Annotated in this window: 21 protein-coding genes; 4 read left to right on the top strand and 17 right to left on the bottom strand. The window is 42.4% G+C overall.

All coding sequences use genetic code 11. The features are described 5' to 3' along the window. Positions 1 to 113 precede the first annotated feature (113 nt). The 4 genes from fusA to VF675_RS08105 all read right to left on the bottom strand — a co-directional run bounded on the left by fusA (position 114) and on the right by VF675_RS08105 (position 5,053). Complete coding sequence (gene fusA / locus VF675_RS08120) at positions 114 to 2,249, bottom strand: elongation factor G (protein WP_096902149.1); 2,136 nt, start codon at positions 2,247 to 2,249, stop codon at positions 114 to 116. Positions 2,250 to 2,380: 131 nt separating this feature from the next. Continuing rightward, positions 2,381 to 2,851 (bottom strand): 30S ribosomal protein S7, encoded by a 471-nt coding sequence (gene rpsG, locus VF675_RS08115; protein ID WP_004975277.1) that lies wholly within the window; start codon positions 2,849 to 2,851, stop codon positions 2,381 to 2,383. 179 nt (positions 2,852 to 3,030) lie between these two features. After that, complete coding sequence (gene rpsL, locus VF675_RS08110; RefSeq protein WP_000246374.1) at positions 3,031 to 3,405, bottom strand: 30S ribosomal protein S12; 375 nt, start codon at positions 3,403 to 3,405, stop codon at positions 3,031 to 3,033. Between the two features lie 139 nt (positions 3,406 to 3,544). Continuing rightward, the gene (locus VF675_RS08105) at positions 3,545 to 5,053 is read right to left on the bottom strand and encodes an EcsC family protein (protein ID WP_440205040.1); all 1,509 of its coding nucleotides are present in this window, start codon (positions 5,051 to 5,053) and stop codon (positions 3,545 to 3,547) included. A gap of 284 nt (positions 5,054 to 5,337) precedes the next feature. On the opposite strand from VF675_RS08105, the gene VF675_RS08100 reads away from it, so the two are divergent. Together VF675_RS08100 and hemJ are read left to right on the top strand one after the other, a co-directional pair. Next, a complete protein-coding gene (locus tag VF675_RS08100; RefSeq protein WP_004975268.1) occupies positions 5,338 to 6,567 on the top strand; it encodes a beta-ketoacyl synthase N-terminal-like domain-containing protein in 1,230 nt (409 codons plus the stop codon). An 18-nt stretch (positions 6,568 to 6,585) separates the two neighbouring features. Continuing rightward, positions 6,586 to 7,038: a protoporphyrinogen oxidase HemJ gene (hemJ, locus tag VF675_RS08095; RefSeq protein WP_004975266.1), complete on the top strand. Its 453-nt coding sequence runs from the start codon at positions 6,586 to 6,588 to the stop codon at positions 7,036 to 7,038. A gap of 117 nt (positions 7,039 to 7,155) precedes the next feature. Here hemJ and VF675_RS08090 read toward each other — a convergent pair whose 3' ends face one another. Together VF675_RS08090 and VF675_RS08085 are read right to left on the bottom strand one after the other, a co-directional pair. Continuing rightward, positions 7,156 to 7,503 carry a hypothetical protein gene (locus VF675_RS08090; RefSeq protein WP_004975264.1) on the bottom strand — a complete coding sequence of 116 codons (348 nt, stop codon included), beginning with the start codon at positions 7,501 to 7,503 and terminating at the stop codon, positions 7,156 to 7,158. A gap of 106 nt (positions 7,504 to 7,609) precedes the next feature. Continuing rightward, positions 7,610 to 8,269, bottom strand: coding sequence for an HAD-IA family hydrolase (locus VF675_RS08085; protein ID WP_019837216.1), 660 nt, complete (start codon positions 8,267 to 8,269; stop codon positions 7,610 to 7,612). Positions 8,270 to 8,357: 88 nt separating this feature from the next. Here VF675_RS08085 and VF675_RS08080 point away from each other — a divergent pair, with 88 nt between their 5' ends. Continuing rightward, positions 8,358 to 9,125, top strand: a complete 768-nt coding sequence (locus tag VF675_RS08080) for a hydroxymethylpyrimidine/phosphomethylpyrimidine kinase (protein WP_136144318.1) — start codon at positions 8,358 to 8,360, stop codon at positions 9,123 to 9,125. Between the two features lie 63 nt (positions 9,126 to 9,188). Here VF675_RS08080 and VF675_RS08075 read toward each other — a convergent pair whose 3' ends face one another. The 8 genes from VF675_RS08075 to rpe all read right to left on the bottom strand — a co-directional run bounded on the left by VF675_RS08075 (position 9,189) and on the right by rpe (position 16,741). Further along, positions 9,189 to 9,827: a nuclease-related domain-containing protein gene (locus VF675_RS08075; protein ID WP_440205039.1), complete on the bottom strand. Its 639-nt coding sequence runs from the start codon at positions 9,825 to 9,827 to the stop codon at positions 9,189 to 9,191. Between the two features lie 51 nt (positions 9,828 to 9,878). Beyond that, positions 9,879 to 10,370, bottom strand: a complete 492-nt coding sequence (locus VF675_RS08070; protein WP_004975257.1) for a methylated-DNA--[protein]-cysteine S-methyltransferase — start codon at positions 10,368 to 10,370, stop codon at positions 9,879 to 9,881. A 95-nt stretch (positions 10,371 to 10,465) separates the two neighbouring features. Then, on the bottom strand, positions 10,466 to 10,783 hold the full coding sequence (gene sugE, locus VF675_RS08065; RefSeq protein WP_004975255.1) for a quaternary ammonium compound efflux SMR transporter SugE: 318 nt from the start codon (positions 10,781 to 10,783) through the stop codon (positions 10,466 to 10,468). Between the two features lie 146 nt (positions 10,784 to 10,929). Next, the gene (locus VF675_RS08060) at positions 10,930 to 11,991 is read right to left on the bottom strand and encodes a cation transporter (RefSeq protein ID WP_440205038.1); all 1,062 of its coding nucleotides are present in this window, start codon (positions 11,989 to 11,991) and stop codon (positions 10,930 to 10,932) included. A 102-nt stretch (positions 11,992 to 12,093) separates the two neighbouring features. After that, positions 12,094 to 13,029 (bottom strand): copper resistance protein B, encoded by a 936-nt coding sequence (locus VF675_RS08055; protein ID WP_440205037.1) that lies wholly within the window; start codon positions 13,027 to 13,029, stop codon positions 12,094 to 12,096. Continuing rightward, positions 13,016 to 15,061: a multicopper oxidase domain-containing protein gene (locus VF675_RS08050; protein ID WP_440205036.1), complete on the bottom strand. Its 2,046-nt coding sequence runs from the start codon at positions 15,059 to 15,061 to the stop codon at positions 13,016 to 13,018. Before VF675_RS08050 ends, VF675_RS08055 begins: the two co-directional genes overlap by 14 nt. Positions 15,062 to 15,106: 45 nt before the next feature. Next, the gene (locus tag VF675_RS08045) at positions 15,107 to 15,628 is read right to left on the bottom strand and encodes a hypothetical protein (RefSeq protein ID WP_373684816.1); all 522 of its coding nucleotides are present in this window, start codon (positions 15,626 to 15,628) and stop codon (positions 15,107 to 15,109) included. Between the two features lie 426 nt (positions 15,629 to 16,054). Continuing rightward, positions 16,055 to 16,741: a ribulose-phosphate 3-epimerase gene (gene rpe / locus VF675_RS08040; protein ID WP_004975246.1), complete on the bottom strand. Its 687-nt coding sequence runs from the start codon at positions 16,739 to 16,741 to the stop codon at positions 16,055 to 16,057. A 229-nt stretch (positions 16,742 to 16,970) separates the two neighbouring features. On the opposite strand from rpe, the gene VF675_RS08035 reads away from it, so the two are divergent. Next, entirely contained in the window at positions 16,971 to 17,252 is a 282-nt protein-coding gene (locus tag VF675_RS08035) for a DUF2218 domain-containing protein (protein WP_096902137.1), read from the top strand. A 10-nt stretch (positions 17,253 to 17,262) separates the two neighbouring features. Here VF675_RS08035 and VF675_RS08030 read toward each other — a convergent pair whose 3' ends face one another. From VF675_RS08030 to fghA, 3 genes are all read right to left on the bottom strand, one after another. Further along, entirely contained in the window at positions 17,263 to 18,294 is a 1,032-nt protein-coding gene (locus tag VF675_RS08030) for a M48 family metallopeptidase (RefSeq protein WP_440205035.1), read from the bottom strand. A 14-nt stretch (positions 18,295 to 18,308) separates the two neighbouring features. Then, positions 18,309 to 19,412, bottom strand: a complete 1,104-nt coding sequence (locus VF675_RS08025) for a YjgN family protein (RefSeq protein WP_440205034.1) — start codon at positions 19,410 to 19,412, stop codon at positions 18,309 to 18,311. 168 nt (positions 19,413 to 19,580) lie between these two features. After that, positions 19,581 to 20,420 carry an S-formylglutathione hydrolase gene (gene fghA / locus VF675_RS08020; protein WP_440205033.1) on the bottom strand — a complete coding sequence of 280 codons (840 nt, stop codon included), beginning with the start codon at positions 20,418 to 20,420 and terminating at the stop codon, positions 19,581 to 19,583. Position 20,421: the final 1 nt, after the last annotated feature.

Raw genomic sequence — 20,421 nt, 5'->3', positions numbered from 1 at the left:
GAACTTAGCCTTAGCCATGAGATCTTCCTTTTTAAAACAACTCATGGAGGATCACTCCATGAGCATTAGGTTTTTTAACTATGAATTAGTTTGCGCTTATAGTAATCGAAAGATTACTCGTCGTCACCTTTTTTACCACCAGACTGGAATTTAGCAATGATGCCATCTGCCACGTTACGTGGAGTTTCAGCATATTTAGCAAATTCCATAGAGTAAGTCGCACGACCTTGAGACATAGAACGCATGTGTGTTGCGTAACCAAACATCTCTGCAAGTGGAACTTCTGCACGAATTGCTTTAGTACCACCAGGTAAGTCGTCCATACCTTGAACCATACCACGACGACGGTTTAAGTCACCCATGATATCGCCCATGTAGTCTTCTGGAGTTTCTACTTCAACTTTCATGATTGGCTCAAGAAGAACAGGATCTGCTTTCATGAAACCGTCACGGAATGCGTAAGAACCCGCCATTTTGAACGATAATTCGTCAGAGTCGACATCGTGGTAAGAACCGTCGAATAATGTCGCTTTAATGCCTACAACTGGGTAACCAGCCAAGACACCATTCTTCATACGTTCTTGGATACCTTTGTCTACTGCACCGAAGAATTCTTTAGGTACTACACCACCTACAACTTCTTCAGCGAATTCGTAGTCTTTACCAGCTTCAGGATCAAGCGGCTCTAAACGTACGAATACGTGACCGAATTTACCTTTACCACCAGTTTGACGTACGAATTTACCTTCTTGCTCAATCGTCTTTTTGATCGTTTCGCGGTATGCAACCATTGGTTTACCAATGTTCGCTTCTACGTTGAATTCACGCTTCATACGGTCAACGATGATGTCAAGGTGAAGCTCGCCCATACCCGCAATGATCGTTTGACCAGATTCTTCGTCTGTACGAACGCGGAATGATGGATCTTCTTTCGCCAAGCGACCTAAAGCAACTGACATTTTTTCTTGGTCAGCTTTAGTTTTAGGTTCAACAGCCAATGCAATTACTGGCTCTGGGAATTCCATACGCTCTAGTGTAATTACGTGGTTTTCGTCACATAATGTATCACCAGTGGTTGTATCTTTAAGACCTACACACGCTGCGATGTCACCTGCACGAATTTCTTCGATGTCGTGACGGTCATTTGCGTGCATCTGTACGATACGACCAATACGCTCACGCTTCATTTTCACTGGGTTATAAACCGGGCTACCCGCTTTAAGAACACCAGAGTAAACACGTACGAACGTTAAGTTACCAACGAATTTGTCGTTCATGATTTTGAACGCTAACGCTGCGAAAGGAGCTTCGTCAGACGCTTCACGAGAACCTTCAGTTTCGTCTTTGTCGTCTAAGATACCTTTGATCGCTTCAACGTCAGTTGGTGCAGGTAAGAATTCAATTACTGCGTCCAACATACGTTGAACACCTTTGTTTTTGAATGCAGAACCACACATTGCAGGTTGAATTTCACCCGCTAATGTACGTTGACGTAAACCAGCAACGATTTCTTCTTTAGAAAGTTCGCCATTTTCTAGGTACTTGTCCATGAGTTCTTCTGATGCTTCTGCAGCAGCTTCAACCATGTTCGTACGCCATTCTTCAGCAGTTGCTTGAAGGTCAGCTGGAATCTCACCGTATTCAAACTTCATACCTTGTGAAGCTTCATCCCAGATGATTGCCTTCATTTCGATTAAGTCAACAACACCTGTGAATGTGTCTTCTGCACCCACTGGAACAACGATAGGCACTGGGTTTGCACCCAAGCGAGTTTTCATTTGTTCAACAACGCGGAAGAAGTTTGCACCTGTACGGTCCATTTTGTTCACGAACGCTAAACGAGGTACTTTATATTTGTTTGCTTGACGCCATACAGTTTCAGACTGAGGTTGTACACCACCTACAGCACAGTAAACCATACATGCACCGTCAAGAACACGCATAGAACGCTCAACTTCAATTGTGAAGTCAACGTGTCCTGGGGTGTCAATTACGTTAATACGGTGTTGGTCAAACTGGTTACCCATACCTTTCCAGAAGCATGTTACAGCTGCTGAGGTAATAGTAATACCACGTTCTTGCTCTTGTTCCATCCAGTCAGTTGTTGCTGAACCTTCGTGAGTTTCACCAAGTTTGTGACTTTCACCTGTATAGAACAAAATACGTTCTGAAGTTGTTGTTTTACCCGCATCGATGTGCGCAGAGATACCAATGTTACGGTAACGAGAAATTGGGGTTTGACGTGCCATGATTTCTAGCATTCCTAAATTTTGTTGTTTAAAACAGGACGCTTTAAGCTGCCTAGCAACTTAAAGCGATTTGATGACAATTCAGTGACAACCGATTCATCACCCTCCTGATTAGGGCCTGTTTTATCCGCTTAGAAACGGTAGTGAGAGAAGGCTTTGTTGGCTTCAGCCATACGGTGCACATCTTCACGTTTTTTGATCGCTGCGCCTTTACCTTCAGATGCATCAAGCAACTCGCCAGCAAGACGTAACGCCATAGTTTTTTCAGAACGCTTAGCAGCAGCATCTACCAACCAACGCATCGCTAAAGCAGTACGACGGGATGGGCGTACTTCCATAGGAACTTGATAAGTAGCACCACCAACACGGCGTGCTTTTACTTCGACCATTGGACGAACTTTTTCAAGCGTAGCTTCAAAAAATTCAACTGGGTCTACTTTAGATTTTTCTTGAACGCGGTCTAAAGCACCGTAAACGATACTTTCAGCAATAGATTTTTTACCATCTTGCATTACGTGGTTCATGAATTTAGCGATTGTTTGGCTGCTGAATTTAGGATCCGGAAGGATTTCACGAGCAGCGACTACGCGACGTCTTGGCATTTTAAACTACCTATAAATATGACACTTCAGGGTGATCCAGCCGTAGCACAAAGTGTCGTGTGCATTTCGCTGGCCTTACTACACGTCGCTTGAATTTCACAAAATTAAATGCAGAAATCAGACAAGCGAGACGATAAAGGATTGCAGTTCTACGAACTAAGAGTTTAATCTTTAAAAGATTATTTCTTAGGACGTTTAGCACCGTATTTAGAACGTGACTGGTTACGATCTTTCACGCCAGCACAGTCTAAAGAACCACGAACGGTATGGTAACGTACACCTGGTAAGTCTTTAACACGACCACCACGGATAAGAACAACACTGTGCTCTTGTAGGTTGTGACCTTCACCACCGATGTAGCTAGAAACTTCAAAACCTGAAGTTAAGCGAACACGGCAAACTTTACGCATTGCTGAGTTAGGTTTTTTAGGTGTAGTTGTGTAAACACGTGTACAAACACCACGACGTTGTGGACAAGCCTTCAACGCAGGAACTTTTGATTTTTCAACCAAAGTCGTACGACCCTTACGGATCAACTGATTTGTTGTTGCCATGTGGCAATTCTCCCGTTAATAAAAAGCCCCAAAAACATACTACTTTTTGAGGGCATGCAATTGTAAGCGAAGATAGAAAAATGGTCAATATTTCATAGGCAGTTAAAATACCAACCAAATTTCTACTTATCACTTGTTTTTATTCAGCTTTTGGCTTGCGAGCACTTGTACGAGTTCTCGGCTTTTTTGTAACCTGCTTTGCAGTTTCTTTGCTTGATGTTACTGGATTTTCCGAAACAGTTTCAGCCACTTGAGTTGAATCTTCCACTGGCTCCAAAGCATCTTCCAGCCTATATTCATCAATTTCTTCTGCAGGTACAGCAGGTTTTTGCGGTGCAACTTCAGCATGTGGCTCTAGCATTTGATCTGCCAATTCTTCTAGACCTTGCTGAATATTTTCATCGAGTTGTGCTGCAGTTGTTTCCACTTTGTTCGATTTTTTCTGCACTTTTACCGTTCTGATACTTTCATGGTCTGATACGGTTTGCAGCAAAGCATCTGACGGCGCAGATTCCGCGCGCTCTTGCCCCGCTACTAATTCATCTTGCTCCGCATGTTTAGCTTCATTGCCCTTCAATTGCTCCAAGAGTTTAGGCGCAGCCTGTGCCAGCAATTCCAACGATTTTTCATACGCATGAATGGCTGATAAATTGCTGTCTTTATGCTGAATTAAATAGCTACGGGCATTGGAAAACACTTGCTGTGCCTTGTGATGCACATCTTCCACCAATTTCCAGCTATATACTGCACTCACCGATGCGGTTGCTACAGGCGTGAGTTTATTCAACATGGAAAACTTAGGTACATGATTCAACCACGGCCATTTGACTTGACCTTGCTCATTCAAGAAGTATTTCTTTAATGCCTCATAATCATTGCTTGAACCGAGCATATTTTGTAATTGATGCACATCATGAGTTTGCAGCATATTAGATAAGGTTTTTAGCCCCATCAACACTGCTTGCTTTTCTGCAATGACGCCTAAATCAATTTGTTTAAAAATAAACTGAACAATTTCTTGCTCAGTGTCTTTATTCAGTTCAAAACCGTAGGCACGCCCAACCTGATAAATGGTACGTAAAGACATCACAATAGATGCAGGCACATCAATGGTTGAACCGATTACTCCTGTTGCACCTGTCAATGCGCCTTGCAGTGATGCAATCCATTTATTTTGTTCTGCAAGTGCCTGACTAATTCGTTTAGAACGATCTACATCTTGAGTCAACTCTTCTAAATCGCGCACACCTGCTTGATCAAGCACATCATCAACAGAGCTAATATTGGAGGTAAAACTATTCAGCTGATCAAATAAATAATCTGAAATTTTTTCGGAAAAATCGGGCGACACAAAACTCGCTACCTGATTGACGCGATTATAGTGACGTCCTAAAAGCTGACGTGAAACTTGTGGCACATGCTGTCTGAGCATGTGTTGAGGATTGTCATACTGACGCGCTTGAAAAGCACTAAAACTACGTGCCTGACCTTCAATAATTTGCCCTGATTTTGCACTGTGCTCATCCTTCGCTACAGTACCCGGTGCAACTTGCTGCAATACATGGATGCCTGTACTGCTGAGCTTTTTAGCCACCCCAATCGCATTCGAGAAGAATCCGCTTGATTGTTTATTCTTGGAATCTGACATTCTTACTCCTCATTTTTAATTTCTATGATTTATGGGTAGATACTAGGTGTAGTCTAAGTTTATCTCAATATGATTGTGTATCTTTTGGTTGGCTTCCTGCATCTCATTTGCCGCTTCACTGCGGTTTGATCTTCCCTGCAAAGTGGCATCATATTTGCCATAAGAATTCAAAATTCTTTCTGCTATTATGAACGCAATTGTAAGACATGAGTCATACCGTATCAGCGATTGCTTGGCAGTCACGGTGTTCGGCTCAACATTATCACCATAAAAGGGATCTGTAGATGAAACGTGTTGTAATCACCGGCATGGGCATTAACTCGTGCATTGGTAATACTTTAGAAGCTGTGACTCATTCTTTACAAAACGGTATTTCTGGGACACGTTCCAACCCAACTTATGCTGAACTTAATTTCAAAAGCCACGTAAGTGCAGCAGCAGAACAAAATTTTAACCACATTGACCGTAAATTAAAACGCTTTATGGGCGTGTGTGCGATGTACGCTTACAACGCTGCAGTAGATGCCATTGAACATGCGGGCTTAAAGCAAGAAGATTTAGCAGGCAACCCACGTTACGGTATCGCGGGTGGTTCAGGCGGTAACTCAACTGCATCTGTTGCAGAAATGATTGAGCTACTTGAAGAAAAAGGCGCACGTAAAATTGGCCCGTTCTTCGTACCACGTAACATGTCGAACACCATTACGGCAAACTTGGGTGTTGCGTTCAAATTACAAGGTATCGCGCACTCAATTACCAGTGCATGCGCAACTTCTGCCGATGCAATTGGTTATGCCTACAACCTAATTCAATTGGGTAAACAAGATTTAATGCTTGCAGGTGGCGGTGAAGAAGATCACTGGTCACAAAGCTTATTGTTTGATGCGATGGGTGCTTTGTGTTCTAAATACAACGACACACCAGAAACAGCATCTCGTCCGTACTCTGCAGACCGTGATGGTTTCGTCATTGCAGGTGGTGGTGGTTTCGTGGTTCTTGAATCACTTGAACACGCACAAGCACGTGGTGCAAATATTTTAGCTGAAGTGGTTGCGTATGCTGCAAACTCTGACGGTGCAGACATGGTTGCACCAAGCGGTGAAGGTGCAACACGTTGTATCTTGATGGCTTTAGACGAAGCGAAACAACACGGTGTAGACGCAATTGACTATGTGAACACACATGGTACTTCTACTCCAGCAGGCGACGTGACTGAATTGAAAGCCATGGAACGTGCGTTTGGTGAAGGTAAAGTGCCTGCTCTTAGCTCAACGAAGTCAATGACTGGTCACAGCTTGGGTGCTGCAGGCGTTCAAGAAGCAATTTATTCTGTCTTGATGATGCAAAACGACTTCATTGCACCAAACATCAACGTCACTGAACTTGATGAAGGCGCGAAAGCATTTGATATCGTACTTGAAAAACGCGACACAAAATTGAATACTGTGATGAGTAACAGTTTTGGTTTTGGCGGTGTAAATGCCTGCCTTATTTTCAAGAAGTGGGATGAATAATCTCCTATAGGATAGTCGATGGATGCACCTTCTGATGCTTTTTTATGGGTAAAAGCATTACATATTATTGCCGTGGTTTGCTGGTTCGCTGCATTGTTCTACTTACCACGTTTATATGTTTACCATGCCATGAGTGAAGATACACTGAGCCATCAGCGTTTTGAAATCATGGAGCGCAAGTTGTACCGAGGGATTATGTGGCCGTCTATGATTGCCACCCTCATCACGGCACACTTTTTGGTAGATTGGGGCGATGCGACCCGCAATTACCACGATGCGTTATGGTTTTACCTGAAAGTAGCATTGGTCGGTTTATTGGTGATTTACCATTTGGTTTGTGGCTATTACCGCCAAAAACTGATTGGCAATGCGCATTATAAATCACACAAGTTCTGGCGATTCTTCAATGAAATGCCGACTGTGCTGCTATTAGCGATTGTAATTTTAGTCGTGGTAAAACCACAGTTCTAAAATTTGAAACGCCAAGTATCCTGACATCTCAACCTGATTCGGTTGTAAAAAAACCTCAGTGCAAAGAACTGAGGTTTTTTTATGGGTGACAACTAAAAACAGCACTTATGCTTTAATTCAACGTATTTGTGAGTAAGGCTGAAAGCCCAATGCCGCTGCTTGTTTCTGCTGAGATTGAGGAATCGTGACAATAGCAATTTTTCCATCTGCACCACCACAGACCTGTGCATACATCCGCCCATCTGAACCTACACTGGCCCGCTTCACCTGAATCTGTGCTTGCTGTAAACGCTGAACAATTTCCGTAAGGGTTAAACCTGAATCTGGCTCACACTGTCGATGTTGCAATGATGTGTACATTTCGACCTGCGCAGTAGGTGTTGTGGATGTAGCAGCATGATTGGCACATGCAGTCATCAGTATTGAAACCGCTACTACTGCAATAGATTGACTAAATATCTTCATCACATACCCTCTTTCAATATTAAAATTAAATATTCAAATTAAATATTGAAGCACGATCTTTGCAATAACACTGCGCTAGAAATGCAAACAGATGTAAGCATCTCGCTCATCCAGATAACTGTTCAAGCACCGACAAAATTTGCGCAAAACACTGAATTCTATGTTTTGGTGCAGCCAAGTCTAACTCCTGAGCCGAACCATAGCCGTATTCGACTGCAACACAATCGACTCCATTGGCTCGTGCACCTAAAATATCGTGTTCACGATCTCCAATCATTAAACATTGTTCAGGTTGCAATTGTTCTTGCTGCAAAATATAGGCAATTAAATCCGCTTTATTGGTACGCTCACCATTTAGTTCGCTACCGTAGGGATATTCAAAATATTGCAATAAATCGAAGTGATCTAAAATTTGGCGTGCATAAATTTCAGGTTTGGCTGTTGCTAAAAACAGTCGATAGCCTTGCTGTTTTAAATCTGCCAATGTTGCAGCAACATCTTCAAAGACATGATTTTCAAATAAGCCTGTTGCAGCAAAACGCTCTCGATAGCCTGCTAAGGCTTGCTCTGCCAATACGTCATGCACATCTACATGAAGTAATTTTGCCAAAGAGGCTTTTAAGGGCGGCCCGATAATCCAATCAATATTTTCCGTATCTGCAATAGGATGTCCAACCTTAGCCAAACCATAACGCGCAGAAGCGGTAATGCCCTCTTTCGGGTCGGTCAGCGTGCCATCTAAATCAATTAAAAGGTTCTTTATCACAATGTCAGCCTATGTGCCTAAATGACTATCGAGTGTTACTCCAAAGTTGCCTATACTAACGTAAATAGAAGCAATTAAGGATATGTGTGTGCGACCAACAGTACTATGTTTTTCTGGTTTAGACCCTTCGGGTGGCGCTGGTTTACAGGCTGATATTGAAGCCGTTGGCAATAGCGGTGCACATGCAGCGATTGCCTGCACAGCACTGACCATTCAAAACTCTCAGCAAGTATTTGGCTTTGAAGCAACGTCTAAAGAATTGTTATTGGCGCAAGCCAATGCGGTGGTGAATGATTTGCCCATTAAAGTTGTAAAGTCGGGCATGTTGGGCACCACTGACAATATTGCAGCGCTGGCAGATTTTTTACGTGCACATCCTGATTATTTATATGTGCTTGACCCTGTTTTGGTTGCCAATAGTGGTGGTTCTTTAGGTGATCAAGCGACTTTGGTTCAGGCATTTGTCGAGTTGATTCCACTGGCGACTTTAATCACGCCAAATACTGTGGAATTACGTGCCTTAACGGGTGAAGATGATTTAGAACGCGCAACAGCTAAATTATTTGCAATGGGCGCGCAGGCCGTTTTGGTCAAAGGTGGGCATGAAGATACCCCTGATCATATTCGTAATGCACTGTATATTAACAATGAAATGGTTTCAGAAACCCGCTGTCCACGGCTTGAAGGTGAATATCACGGTTCAGGCTGTTCATTGGCGAGCTTTATTGCAGGGCGCTTGGCAATGGGAGATCAACTGAAACAAGCGGTACAACATGCTGAAACTTGGTTGTTTGGTGTGCTTAAATATGCGGAAACGCCTGTACCGAACGGACAGAAAATTCCGAAAAGGTTTTAGTGCTTATCGTTCAACTCCTTCAAACCCTGATCACCTTGTATCAGGGTTTTTCATTGCAACTTTTTAACGTTCGTGCCGTTGTTTCAAATTTTCGACATGTTGACGATTGGTTTTCCAAGACTTATCAAGTAGTTCTTTTTCAATTCTCAGCTGAATACGTTTCAGTTTCATCGGTGAAATGACTTCATGCCGAAAACCTTTGACATACTCAACCCATACACTGCCTTTAAAAACATTGTTGGGCAAAGAGGTCTTAAACTCACAGTCTGGCATAAATACAATCACAGAATGCAGATATTCAGGCTCGACAATATCGCTCAATACTGATTCCAAAACTTTTATATGCTTATAGTTCTGATAGACAGGATTTTGAAACTTGTAGGTCTTTTTATAAATTTTTTGTGTCCATACTTTTTGGCGTTCTCCACCAAAAATCCAGCCTTTATAGTTTTTTGTTTCAATCACAAAAACCCCAAAAGGACTCAATAAAATATGATCTATTTGAGTTGTTCCTGCGAACTCATCAGGCAAAGTTACATCATTCAACAAGATATAACGTTCATCTAAATACAACTTCACATGCGTACTTACTGCGAGTTCCCCCACCTTTCCCTTTAGAAAAGGTTTGAAAATTTTGATCAGCCCTACACCTGCAACAAGCAGAATAAGCCACCAAAACTGCAACAATAATGTTTTTAACATTTCCCCTGCTCTATTTTATTTTGATCAAAATTGTTGTTGAATCTCAGTCATTTAAACTTTTGAAGTTGAAGATTCTAACTTTAACAAAATCGCTTTATTATCCAACCCGCCTGCAAAGCCCACCAATTTTCCACTTGCACCCACCACCCGATGACACGGTGCAATAATCGAAATTGGATTTTTGCCATTTGCCGCCCCTACGGCACGCATCGCATTCTCACTACCAACTTGTTCGGCAATTTGCTTATAACTACGAGTTTCCCCAAAAGGAATGCTTAATAACGCCTGCCAGACTTTCTTCTGAAATTCAGTGCCTTCAAAATCAAGAGGCACATCAAATTGCTGACGCTGACCTGCAAAATACTCTTGGAGTTGCTGCTGAGTTTTGAGCAAAATTGGATGATCATCTTGTCGAACTAAACTGGCTAAACGTACCCGTTTATGATCTTCGTTATCCCACATTACCGCAACCAATGCGTGATCGTGAGCCACCAATTTAAGCACGCCTACAGGAGTGTCCATTTCAGTAAATGCCAATTGCATTATTTTTCTCCTCAAGCAGGTTGGGTATCAGGTCATCCTGTTTTTAACTCAAACCGATCTGTTATTGAGCACACACTAAAAGACTGCATTCCAAGTTAGCTGGATGAAATTTTCATAAGCACCAAACCTGAAATAATCAGAACTGCAGCCAACATACGCATAGCACTGGCAGGTTCGCCTAAAACAAAAATACCGACTAAAAATGAACCGACTGCGCCTATACCTGTCCAAATCGTATAAGCCGTGCCTAATGGCAAAGTACGCATGGCATAGGCCAAAAGCGCAAAACTTAAAATCATAAAAAAGATAGTCACGATACTGGGCGTTAATTTACTAAAGCCGTCAGACAACTTCATGGAGTATGCCCAAACCACTTCAAAAATACCCGCCAATATCAACATCATCCAGGCCATAACGCCCTCCTTCAATAGCATGAAATCAGGCCGTCCTGAAGATTTTTCTTGTCGAGTGTTCAGTCACTTTGACTATTTCTAAAAACCCAAACAAGGGAGGTCGTTCCTCCTGTTGCAATTTAAGCCACCGCGCAGCGATGATCCGTCTATTTTAAACTTAAAATTTTGCGCGCACCATTCAATACAAACATGGCCACAACTAAGCCAATAATCAGGTCTGGATAATTCGACCCTGTCAGCATCACCAAACCGCCCGCGATAATCACACCTAAATTCACAATCACATCATTGGCGGAAAAAATATAACTGGCTTGCATGTGGGTTCCACCATCTTTATGCCCTGAAATTAGCCATAAACAGGTGACGTTTGCCAGCAATGCCACAGCACCAATGACCATCATCAACATTGATTCAGGCTCACTGCCTAAGAAGAAACGGCGCAGGACATCAAAGATAACCAGTGCAGCCAAACCCAGTTGTATCCAACCAGACAAATGTGCAGCTTTGAGCTGTTTCTTGGCGGATTGACCCACGACAAATAAAGCCAAACCATACACGGCGGCATCGGCAAACATATCTAAGGAGTCAGCAATTAACCCAGTCGAAGATGCAATTAAACCTGCAATTAATTCCACCAAAAACATAGCGGCATTAATACCAAGCAAGGCATATAGCACTTTTTGTTGTGCAGCGCTGTTAGATACAGGCAGTTCAGTTTGTGTATTGGCTTCAGTCTGTTGCAACACAGCACCCCAACCCAATGCTTCTAATTTATGGGTGATTTCTGTGGCAGATTGATTATTGTGATAAACCTTTAAAAGTCGTGCAGGCAAATCAAAAGATAAGGCAGCAATATCATTATGGTCTGCCAAAGCAATCCGCACCATTTGTTCTTCAGCGCCGCAATCCATTTTAGGAATATGGTACGCACTCACCCACGGACTCAAAAGTTCAGAACCTACGACTGTTGCTTTATCTGTCTTGGCTGTCGTTGCAGATGTACAGCTATTTTGATCAGCACAGCTTTTTTCTGTATCACAAGACGAACCACAGCCTGTGGCGTCACATGACTCGGACTGTATAGGCGCAGTTGCACAAGGCTGGTTTACATTTTTTTGTGTATCGCAACCACAGCCAGCATTGTTTAGATTTTGGTTTTCTAAGTTTTCATCTTGATTCGATTGAGGATCTTGAGTTGATGAAGACATACGCCACACCCAAAAATACAATAGGCTCAGTATAAACCAAGCCTATGTATTTAGGGACAATCTATTCTATTTAGAACTTACAACGATACATTGTTCTAATCACTAGAACCTGAAACGCAACCCTATCGCATATAAGCCGCTCTGTTCAGAATCGGTTGCAGACTGCCAAACAGTGTGTTGATTACCTTTGGTATATTCATAACCTGCACTGATATACGGCATGATGTTCTTGCTGATTTCATAACGCATTTCCACACCCACAGCCACACGGTTGAGTCCTGTTTTTTTCGAATATTTGGCATCATCCTGCAGAATAACATCTACATCCAAATAAGGCTGTGCGATCAATTTCTGAGTCAATAACAGATCCCGTGTGGCTTCCAAACTCAAAGCCGCATATTGATCCTCACCCAAATAAAAATAAGCATCGGTTTCAAAAAAATATGGAGCTAAACCATGTAAGCCAAACACAGCGTCAAACTTATCTTCTCGGTCTGTTTGATGCTCTTGCTGATTCACTTCGTGTCGATAACGCACACCTGCTTGCACATCCCAAAAATCTGAAATCATACGACTGTATAACAACTTGGCATCATATTCAGTCGCTTGTGACTCTTGCTTATCGCTATGAATTTTCACAAACAACTTGTTTTCATCAGTTCCGATACGAGTTTGTAATTTAGATTTGAGCACTCCCTCGGCATGATCATTCACTTGCCATTGCGTATCTAAAGTGCTCACCGCGTACACCTGCGCACCATGTTCTTTACGATGATCGTGTGACTGCGACTCTTGCACGGACGAATCGGATTGATGCGATTGATGCGATTGATGCGATTGATGCGATTGATGCGATTGATGCGATTGATGCGATTGATGCGATTGATGCGATTGAGTATCAGCCTGAGCTGCAATTGTTGCAATCTCTGCTGAACTGGCATGTGCACTATGCACCTCTGTCGCTGCTAGCCCAACTGTACTGATGCAGCAGACAGAAATACTTAAAACTGTTTTCGCAAAAAGATTAATGTTGTGCATGTGCTGCTCCTTTTTGCGCTGTCGCTGAAGGGGTTTGAGTGGCTTGAATTGCTGTGGTTGAAAGCGGTTCATTTTCACTCACCTGCGCTACAATCAATTTATTCATCATTCCCGCGCTCATGTGATAGAGCAAATGACAATGTATTGCCCATTCACCTAATTCATCTGCAGTAAGCAGTGCAGTTACAGTTTGACCTGGCGGCACAATTAAGGTGTGTTTATTCGGCATTTCTGCTGCCGTTTGACCATTTTCCAACTGCATAAACATGCCATGTAAATGCATTGGATGTGCCATCATGCTGTCATTGATAAATTTAATCCGAATACGCTCACCATATTTCACCTTGAGTGGTGTGGCATCACTAAATTTCTTACCGTTGATTGTCCAGATATAACGCTCCATCGTACCGCCTAAACGCACGACCAATTCACTGCTTGGTTCACGTGTATCTGCTTGTGGCTGCAGCGATTTCAAATCTTCATAGTGCAAGGCTTTATGCCCCGCGGGTGTAGAAGCATTTGCCCATCCATATACCACCGCATTTTTGTGTTCTGTTGAAGGCATGCCATATTGTGTATGCGTATTTTCAGACATTGTTGCATGGTTCATCTTGGAATGATCCATTTCCGACATTACCGCATGATTCATCTTGGAATGATCCATTTCTGACATCGCTACATGGTTCATCTTGGAATGATCCATTTCCGACATCGCTACATGGTTCATCTTGGAATGATCCATCTCCGACATTGCTGCATGGTTCATCTTGGAATGATCTATATCCGACATCGCTGCATGGTTCATCTTGGAATGATCCATTTCCGACATCGCTGCATGGTTCATTTTGGAATGATCCATTTCAGACATCGCTGCATGATTCATTTTTGAGTGATCCATTTCAGACATCGTTGCATGGTTCATCTTGGAATGATCATCGCCTGAATGCTCTGTAGCATGCCCCATATCTTGCATGGTGAGTAAAGCACGCGGGCGCGCTGCAGGGAGCTGTAGATTTGATGTTGCAGAATGAAGTTCACTCTGCAAGCTACCCACAGCAAAACCTGAGCGGTCTATTGATTCCGCTTCAATTTGATAATGCGCTGCTTGAGGTTCAACAATCACATCGTAGGTTTCTGCAGTGCCGATACGAAATTCATCCACAGTAACAGGTTTGACTGGCTGACCATCGGCACTGACCACTGTCATTTTTAAGTTTGGAATCCGCACATCATAAAACGACATGGCAGAGGCATTGATAAAACGTAAACGCACTTTTTCATTTGGCTTAAATACACCTGTCCAGTTCTGTTCAGGTGTCTTGCCATTCATTAAAAAAGTATAGCCTGTGACATCGGAAAGGTCGGTTTTCAGCATGCGCATCTGATTCCACATTTTGCGGTCTGACCATGTGGCTTTTAGCCCATCACGCTGTACTTGACGCCAAACATCACCTAAGGTTTCACGCTGATTTTGATAAAACTCGGCTGAAATTTTTAAATCTTTCTGAATTTGATTGCTAGATTTTTCATGAAAATCTGACAGCATCACCACATAATCACGATCTGTGTATTCATGTGCGTTTACGGCTGGCTTGGCTTTAGGATGAATCACCAAAGAGCCGTATAGACCATCTTGTTCCTGACCTTTGGAATGTGCGTGATACCAATAGGTACCACTTTGACGTACTTTAAATTGATAAACAAAATGTCCTTGTGGCTTAATCCCTTGAAAACCATTAAATCCAGGCACACCATCCATCAAACCGGGCAACAATAAACCATGCCAGTGAATAGATGAGTCCTGATTTTTTAATTGATTATTAACGTGAATTACCGCCTCATCGCCTTCTTCAAATTCGAGTGCAGGCGCGGGAAATTGTCCATTGACTGTAATACGTTGAACAGGTTTTCCCGTGATATTGACCGTTTGTTCTGCAATGGTCAGGTGATATTCCTTGACCGCAGCAAATGCAGAACTCGAACACAATGCACAGACTGTTAAAAACAGCGCAGGCTGATAAAATTTAGACATGACTTAATCCTTAAAATAAAACGTAAAAGTGTTTTGAATTCAGGATTAAGCTTTGGGTGGACGTAAAATTTGCTGCCAATGCCCAAGTAAATGTTGAGCTTGATAAGCAGGCAACAGAATATTGACAGATGAAAGTGCTACAGGTTGAATCAGTTCAGGGACTTGCACATTCAACACACTGTTTAAGCTTTGACAATGCAACTGCGCACAGTCCTGACAATTCATCTTTGCAGTAGAAAAATCAGCCGAGCCATAACAATCTGCCGCATTTAAATCGGTATCCGTTGCGGATGTGTGCTGACTGAGATGATGGTTGGCCTTGGCATCATGCCCAGATATATGCTGCTTGGTTTCAGGATGCGTTTGTAAAGCTGCGGTATGACAATCTGGCAAAGATGTCATTTCACTCGCTGCGGTTGCAGAATGTCGAATCTCAGACCCTGCTGCCTGATTTGACATCATCCAATCATGTGCAGGTTTTACCGCAGCACTAACAATACCACTCCACCCTATGACAAATGCCATCAGGACAACAAACCACATTTGTTTGTAGGGTTGAGTCAGCACTAAATAAATTCCTGAGTATGAAAGATGCAGACCTGAACTTGCACAAGAATTGAACATTTTTGCCAAGTACAATCCACAATCTACAATGCACTCAATATAATTCAAGCCCCACTTATACACAATATCTTCTGCATTGAAAAACAGAGTGAATCCGTGCGATTTAAAAGCCAACTAAAACAATCAAGTTATATATTAAGCAACTTATTTTTATAATTAACTGAGTAAATACTCAATAAATTCAGTGTATTTAAAATAAACAAAAAGGATTCGATTGAATCCTTTTTATACTTATTTTGTATAAGTCATAAACAATTGATGTACAAATGTTTATAAATTAATCGGCTTATCCATAGTGTTATCAACATAGATATCCATACGGTTATCTACAAAGTTATCCACAGCATAAGCACTTGTGATTGTAGAAATTTATACTTCGACTGCGCCAACTTTTGCCAATTCAGCACGCATTTCATCAATCACCGTTTTATAGTCTGGCTTGCCAAAAATTGCTGAGCCTGCAACAAACATATCTGCGCCCGCTTCTGCAATTTCACGAATATTGGCAGGTCCCACACCACCATCGACTTCTAAACGGATATCACGACCTGAAGCATCAATGATTTGACGTGCCTGACGTAATTTCTCTAAAGTCATTGGAATGAATTTTTGCCCACCAAAACCAGGGTTCACACTCATGAGTAAAATCTGATCAACTTTATCAAGTACATAATCTAAATAATGCAGCGGTGTAGCAGGGTTAAAGACCAAACCCGCTTTTGCCCCACCCGATTTAATCAGTTGCAATGAACGGTCAATATGCTCTGAAGCTTCAGGATGGAACGTGATAATGTCTGCGCCCGCTTCTAGAAAATCACCAATCATGCGGTCTACAGGTTTTACCATTAAGTGCACATCAATTGGTGCAGTAATACCATAGTTTTTCAATGCCTTACATACACCTGCACCGAAAGTTAAATTCGGTACATAGTGATTATCCATCACATCAAAATGCACCACATCGGCACCTGCCTGAAGTACATTTTCCACTTCTTCGCCTAGACGAGCAAAATCTGCTGATAAAATAGACGGCGCAATTAAATAAGGCTTGGACATGGGAGAACCTAGCTGAATATTGGGATTGTGGGGCATTATAGCAAAGACTGCTTGGTGTGGTGGATTCTGTTACGATTGGATCATTTAGTTCGATGATTCAGTTGGATCATCCAATTTGATAGTTCTATCTCCGCAACGCTCTGTTGCAGCATTCCACTTTTCTTTCAGTCTGGCTTTGTTATGCTAATGGTCTTTACCCATTTAAACACAATGTTAGTTTCAACAGATGATGAACAGTTCTGCCCATATTCAAACAATGCAAGCAAGCCGTATCGCCAAGCGTCTACTCAACCACTGGAAACATAAATTTGACGTTGTAGACAATCCAACCCAATACCAAATTATGATGCCAACTGCCACAATTCTGCTTACGCCTCAAACAGATGAGCTTATGGTTAAAATTCAAGCCAAAGAGGCTGAAACAGATTTACGTTACCTCGAACAAGTTGTGCTTGATCATTTAAGTCGTATGGCACAAACAGAATTGAGCGCGGTTTGGCAACGCCACTAACTGTTTCATGTTAAGGCGCTAAACGCTGCGTCTGTTCAAAATCTTTAACCGCTTGAATACGTTTTTGTGTTGCAGGATGGCTTTGCAAAAAATCCCAAGGGCTGTTGGCGGTGTCTTCACCTGCATTTTCTGCCAAACGCTCCAGAAAATGAGCAAAATGAATGGTCGGAATGCCCTGAGCGTGCATCGTATTTAAAGCATAATGATCTGCTTCAGATTCAAAATTACGTGAATAATTTGCCCCTACGAGCGCAACAGGCAAGGTCGAAACTAAATCTGTACCATCTCCTGTAATCGCGAGCAAAATAATACTAAACCCTAAGCTCGATAAAGCCTGCTGCAAGCTGTGTCTTTCGGCCAAATGTCCTTGCTCATGTGCCAACACGCCAATGATTTCCTGATCATTCTCCGCCAATTCCACCAATTCATCGGTCAAAATAATGGTGTTATTCGGAATTGCCAAAGCATTGGCGCCTAAGCCATGACCTTGTCGAAACAACACTTTGGCAGGTGTCTCTCCTGCAATGAGCTGTCGATAATCTGTCAAAATTTTCTGCTGACGCGCTGCAGGCAATTGGCTTGGCGCTGTCATGTCTAAGATATAACGCTCTGCTTCATCACCAATTTGCTTTAAGGTATTCGCAGGCAACTGAAAAGCAACGTATTTGGATGCACTTGGGATGCCCCATTGCACTGTGGCAAATACCATCAACAACACAAAAACCAGACTAAATACAATCAGACTTGGCGTACGTTCCAATTTCCAGATGGAATGCTGCACCTGTTTATTTCGCAGTTGAAACCATTCAGGCAAGGCTTGGGAAAACTCAATACGTGCATCATCTCTAAGTTCAATGACAGGCTGAATTTTACCCAGTGCGCCCACCAACATCATGTCTTGATAATGATAGTGTCGATGTTGCTGTAAATTTTCACCGTAGCGGATGAGTACCGACTGAGCATCTACAGGAGAGATTTTGGCAGCCCATGGTTTAGACACTACACCATCATAAAACACTACATCCACGACCTGTGCCGCCATCTTCTTCTCCTAGCTTACAGCGATACATCAATATCAAAAATATCACTGATTTCTTCTGCAAGTGCGCTATGTTCAGCCTGCAGTTTATTGATCATCAAATCTGGATCATTTTTTAAATGTAGACTCAAAGACTCAACCTGATAACGATATAAACGAATGGCTGCCCATGGGGTCATTAAACCCAAACTCAGGACTTTCACAATCCAATTGGTCACCACAATCCAAGTATAGTGCCACTGCCCGCAATCGGTCTGAAATTCACTACGACTGATACTGGTATTGTTCCATGTGGTGATAAAAATTCGCGCCGACATTAGTGGCCAAATTAAAAATATCCCCAACAAATAAACCGCTAAAAATAACCAAACCAACTGTGCAGGATTACGACTCAACTGTCCTGCCAAAGCCAACATTATCCCGACAGCAAGCAAAATGCCAAAGAAGAATAAAATAGGCATATACATCGCGCGCATATAAGCAGGCCAATCTGCTTTCAGCTTAAATTTAAGCTGCCCTGCATATAAATGGTCTAGGCAATAGCGCTTATACATCCACACCAACACAGGAAAAAATAAGCCCAAAGTAAACAAATTAATTACGATACATTTTAGAAATACCCAATAGGCTTCTTTGTTACTGCCTGAAAAATAAAAACGCGCATTGCCAAATTTACTATTTCGCGCCTTGAAACGGATGGTCGCTCGAATCAACCACGGCACAGCCAAATATAAAGCCACCACGCCAATAACCATTGCTTTGACTGAATAATTGGAAACCACCGAGATCGCAACATAAATTCCAATGGCAATTAAACGTCCCAATAAAATTTTATGTGGGATGCCTGTAAAATCAAAACGACGTTTGATTAATTCGGTATTGCCATAAAAATAGCGCAAACGACGTACTTTTGCCCACGGTGCATACAGCCCAAAAGTCACAATCATCAACAAAATATTGACAATCCAAATGCCAAAATATTCTGAGGCGCTACCATGAAATTGAAAATGATGAATCCGTCCAAGTAATGGATTCCGCGTGGGTGGCATCGTAGGCTCCGCTGGAAAAAAAGGGGAAGATGGCGTTGCTTGTTGTGGTGAATCCCATTCTGAATTGTGCATGTGATGCCTTATTTATTTTATTGTGCGGTCGTTATTCTACCCAGACGCTCAAACCCACATGAGCAATCTTTCCAAACGGTAAAAAAGCAAGTGTTCACCATTCTAATAAAAAGTGAACAACTTGCCTAGAAAAGTTTAAAAATCAATGTGTAAAATTGAGTGTTTGACTTAGTCTGCTTGCAATTGTACCGCATGGAATTGCAAATGCTGATCTATAAAGCTTTGAATGAAATAATAGCCATGATCATAGCCTGCATGTTCCCACAAACTCAATTTTTGCCCAACCGCATCGCAAGCTTGCTGAAATAATGCAGGATTGAGCTGACTGTAGAATTGGTCTTTCAACCCCTGATCAATCAAAATTTCACTGAACAATGCACCTTTGGCCTGCACCAAAGCAGTCGCATCGTGCTGTAACCATACTTGCTGATCTGTACCTAAATAATTCGAAAACGCTTTTTCACCCCACGGGCATTGGCTTGGCGCACAAATCGGAGCAAAAGCAGACACTGACTTAAATTTTTCATGATATTTCAACGCGAGGGTCAATGCACCATGACCGCCCATACTGTGCCCCATGATGCCAACGTGCTGTGCCTGAATTGGGAACTGTTGCAGCACCAATTGATAAAGCTCATCGGTGACAAAAGTTTCCATTTGATAATGTGCCGCCCACGGTGCTTGTGTCGCATTGATATAGAAACCTGCCCCCTGTCCAATATCCCAATGGTCGCCTTTGGCAACAGCTTCGCCACGCGGTGAAGTATCTGGACTAATCAAAATCAGTCCCAATTGCGCTGCCATGTGCTGCGCATGTGCTTTAATCGCAAAGGTTTCTTCGTTACAGGTTAAACCTGCCAAATAAAATACCGCAGGACAAGCCTGCCCCGCCAAAGCTTGTTCTGGTAAAAAAATGCCAAACTGAGTTTCAGTCCCTAAAGCATTGGAATGAAAACGATAAATTCGTTGCTCACCCTCAAAACAGCGGTTGTTCTGAATTAACTCCATC

Origin of the sequence: Acinetobacter sp. Lyrl_1 (assembly GCF_051948795.1) — a bacterium.
GTDB lineage: Bacteria > Pseudomonadota > Gammaproteobacteria > Pseudomonadales > Moraxellaceae > Acinetobacter > Acinetobacter towneri.
The sequence above is the reverse complement of the archived record's forward strand: the minus strand, read 5'-3'. Positions and strand labels throughout refer to the sequence as shown.

Bases quoted from the DNA above. Each gene is read 5' to 3' on its own strand.
- VF675_RS08030 (WP_440205035.1), bottom strand. From the start codon at position 18,294: ATGGCGGCACAGGTCGTGGATGTAGTGTTTTATGATGGTGTAGTGTCT.
- VF675_RS08035 (WP_096902137.1), top strand. From the start codon at position 16,971: ATGAACAGTTCTGCCCATATTCAAACAATGCAAGCAAGCCGTATCGCC.
- rpsG (WP_004975277.1), bottom strand. From the start codon at position 2,851: ATGCCAAGACGTCGCGTAGTCGCTGCTCGTGAAATCCTTCCGGATCCT.
- VF675_RS08050 (WP_440205036.1), bottom strand. From the start codon at position 15,061: ATGTCTAAATTTTATCAGCCTGCGCTGTTTTTAACAGTCTGTGCATTG.
- fusA (WP_096902149.1), bottom strand. From the start codon at position 2,249: ATGGCACGTCAAACCCCAATTTCTCGTTACCGTAACATTGGTATCTCT.
- VF675_RS08100 (WP_004975268.1), top strand. From the start codon at position 5,338: ATGAAACGTGTTGTAATCACCGGCATGGGCATTAACTCGTGCATTGGT.
- sugE (WP_004975255.1), bottom strand. From the start codon at position 10,783: ATGGCCTGGATGATGTTGATATTGGCGGGTATTTTTGAAGTGGTTTGG.
- VF675_RS08105 (WP_440205040.1), bottom strand. From the start codon at position 5,053: ATGTCAGATTCCAAGAATAAACAATCAAGCGGATTCTTCTCGAATGCG.
- VF675_RS08090 (WP_004975264.1), bottom strand. From the start codon at position 7,503: ATGAAGATATTTAGTCAATCTATTGCAGTAGTAGCGGTTTCAATACTG.
- VF675_RS08075 (WP_440205039.1), bottom strand. From the start codon at position 9,827: ATGTTAAAAACATTATTGTTGCAGTTTTGGTGGCTTATTCTGCTTGTT.
- hemJ (WP_004975266.1), top strand. From the start codon at position 6,586: ATGGATGCACCTTCTGATGCTTTTTTATGGGTAAAAGCATTACATATT.
- VF675_RS08055 (WP_440205037.1), bottom strand. From the start codon at position 13,029: ATGCACAACATTAATCTTTTTGCGAAAACAGTTTTAAGTATTTCTGTC.
- VF675_RS08060 (WP_440205038.1), bottom strand. From the start codon at position 11,991: ATGTCTTCATCAACTCAAGATCCTCAATCGAATCAAGATGAAAACTTA.
- VF675_RS08070 (WP_004975257.1), bottom strand. From the start codon at position 10,370: ATGCAATTGGCATTTACTGAAATGGACACTCCTGTAGGCGTGCTTAAA.
- rpe (WP_004975246.1), bottom strand. From the start codon at position 16,741: ATGTCCAAGCCTTATTTAATTGCGCCGTCTATTTTATCAGCAGATTTT.
- VF675_RS08025 (WP_440205034.1), bottom strand. From the start codon at position 19,412: ATGCACAATTCAGAATGGGATTCACCACAACAAGCAACGCCATCTTCC.
- fghA (WP_440205033.1), bottom strand. From the start codon at position 20,420: ATGGAGTTAATTCAGAACAACCGCTGTTTTGAGGGTGAGCAACGAATT.
- rpsL (WP_000246374.1), bottom strand. From the start codon at position 3,405: ATGGCAACAACAAATCAGTTGATCCGTAAGGGTCGTACGACTTTGGTT.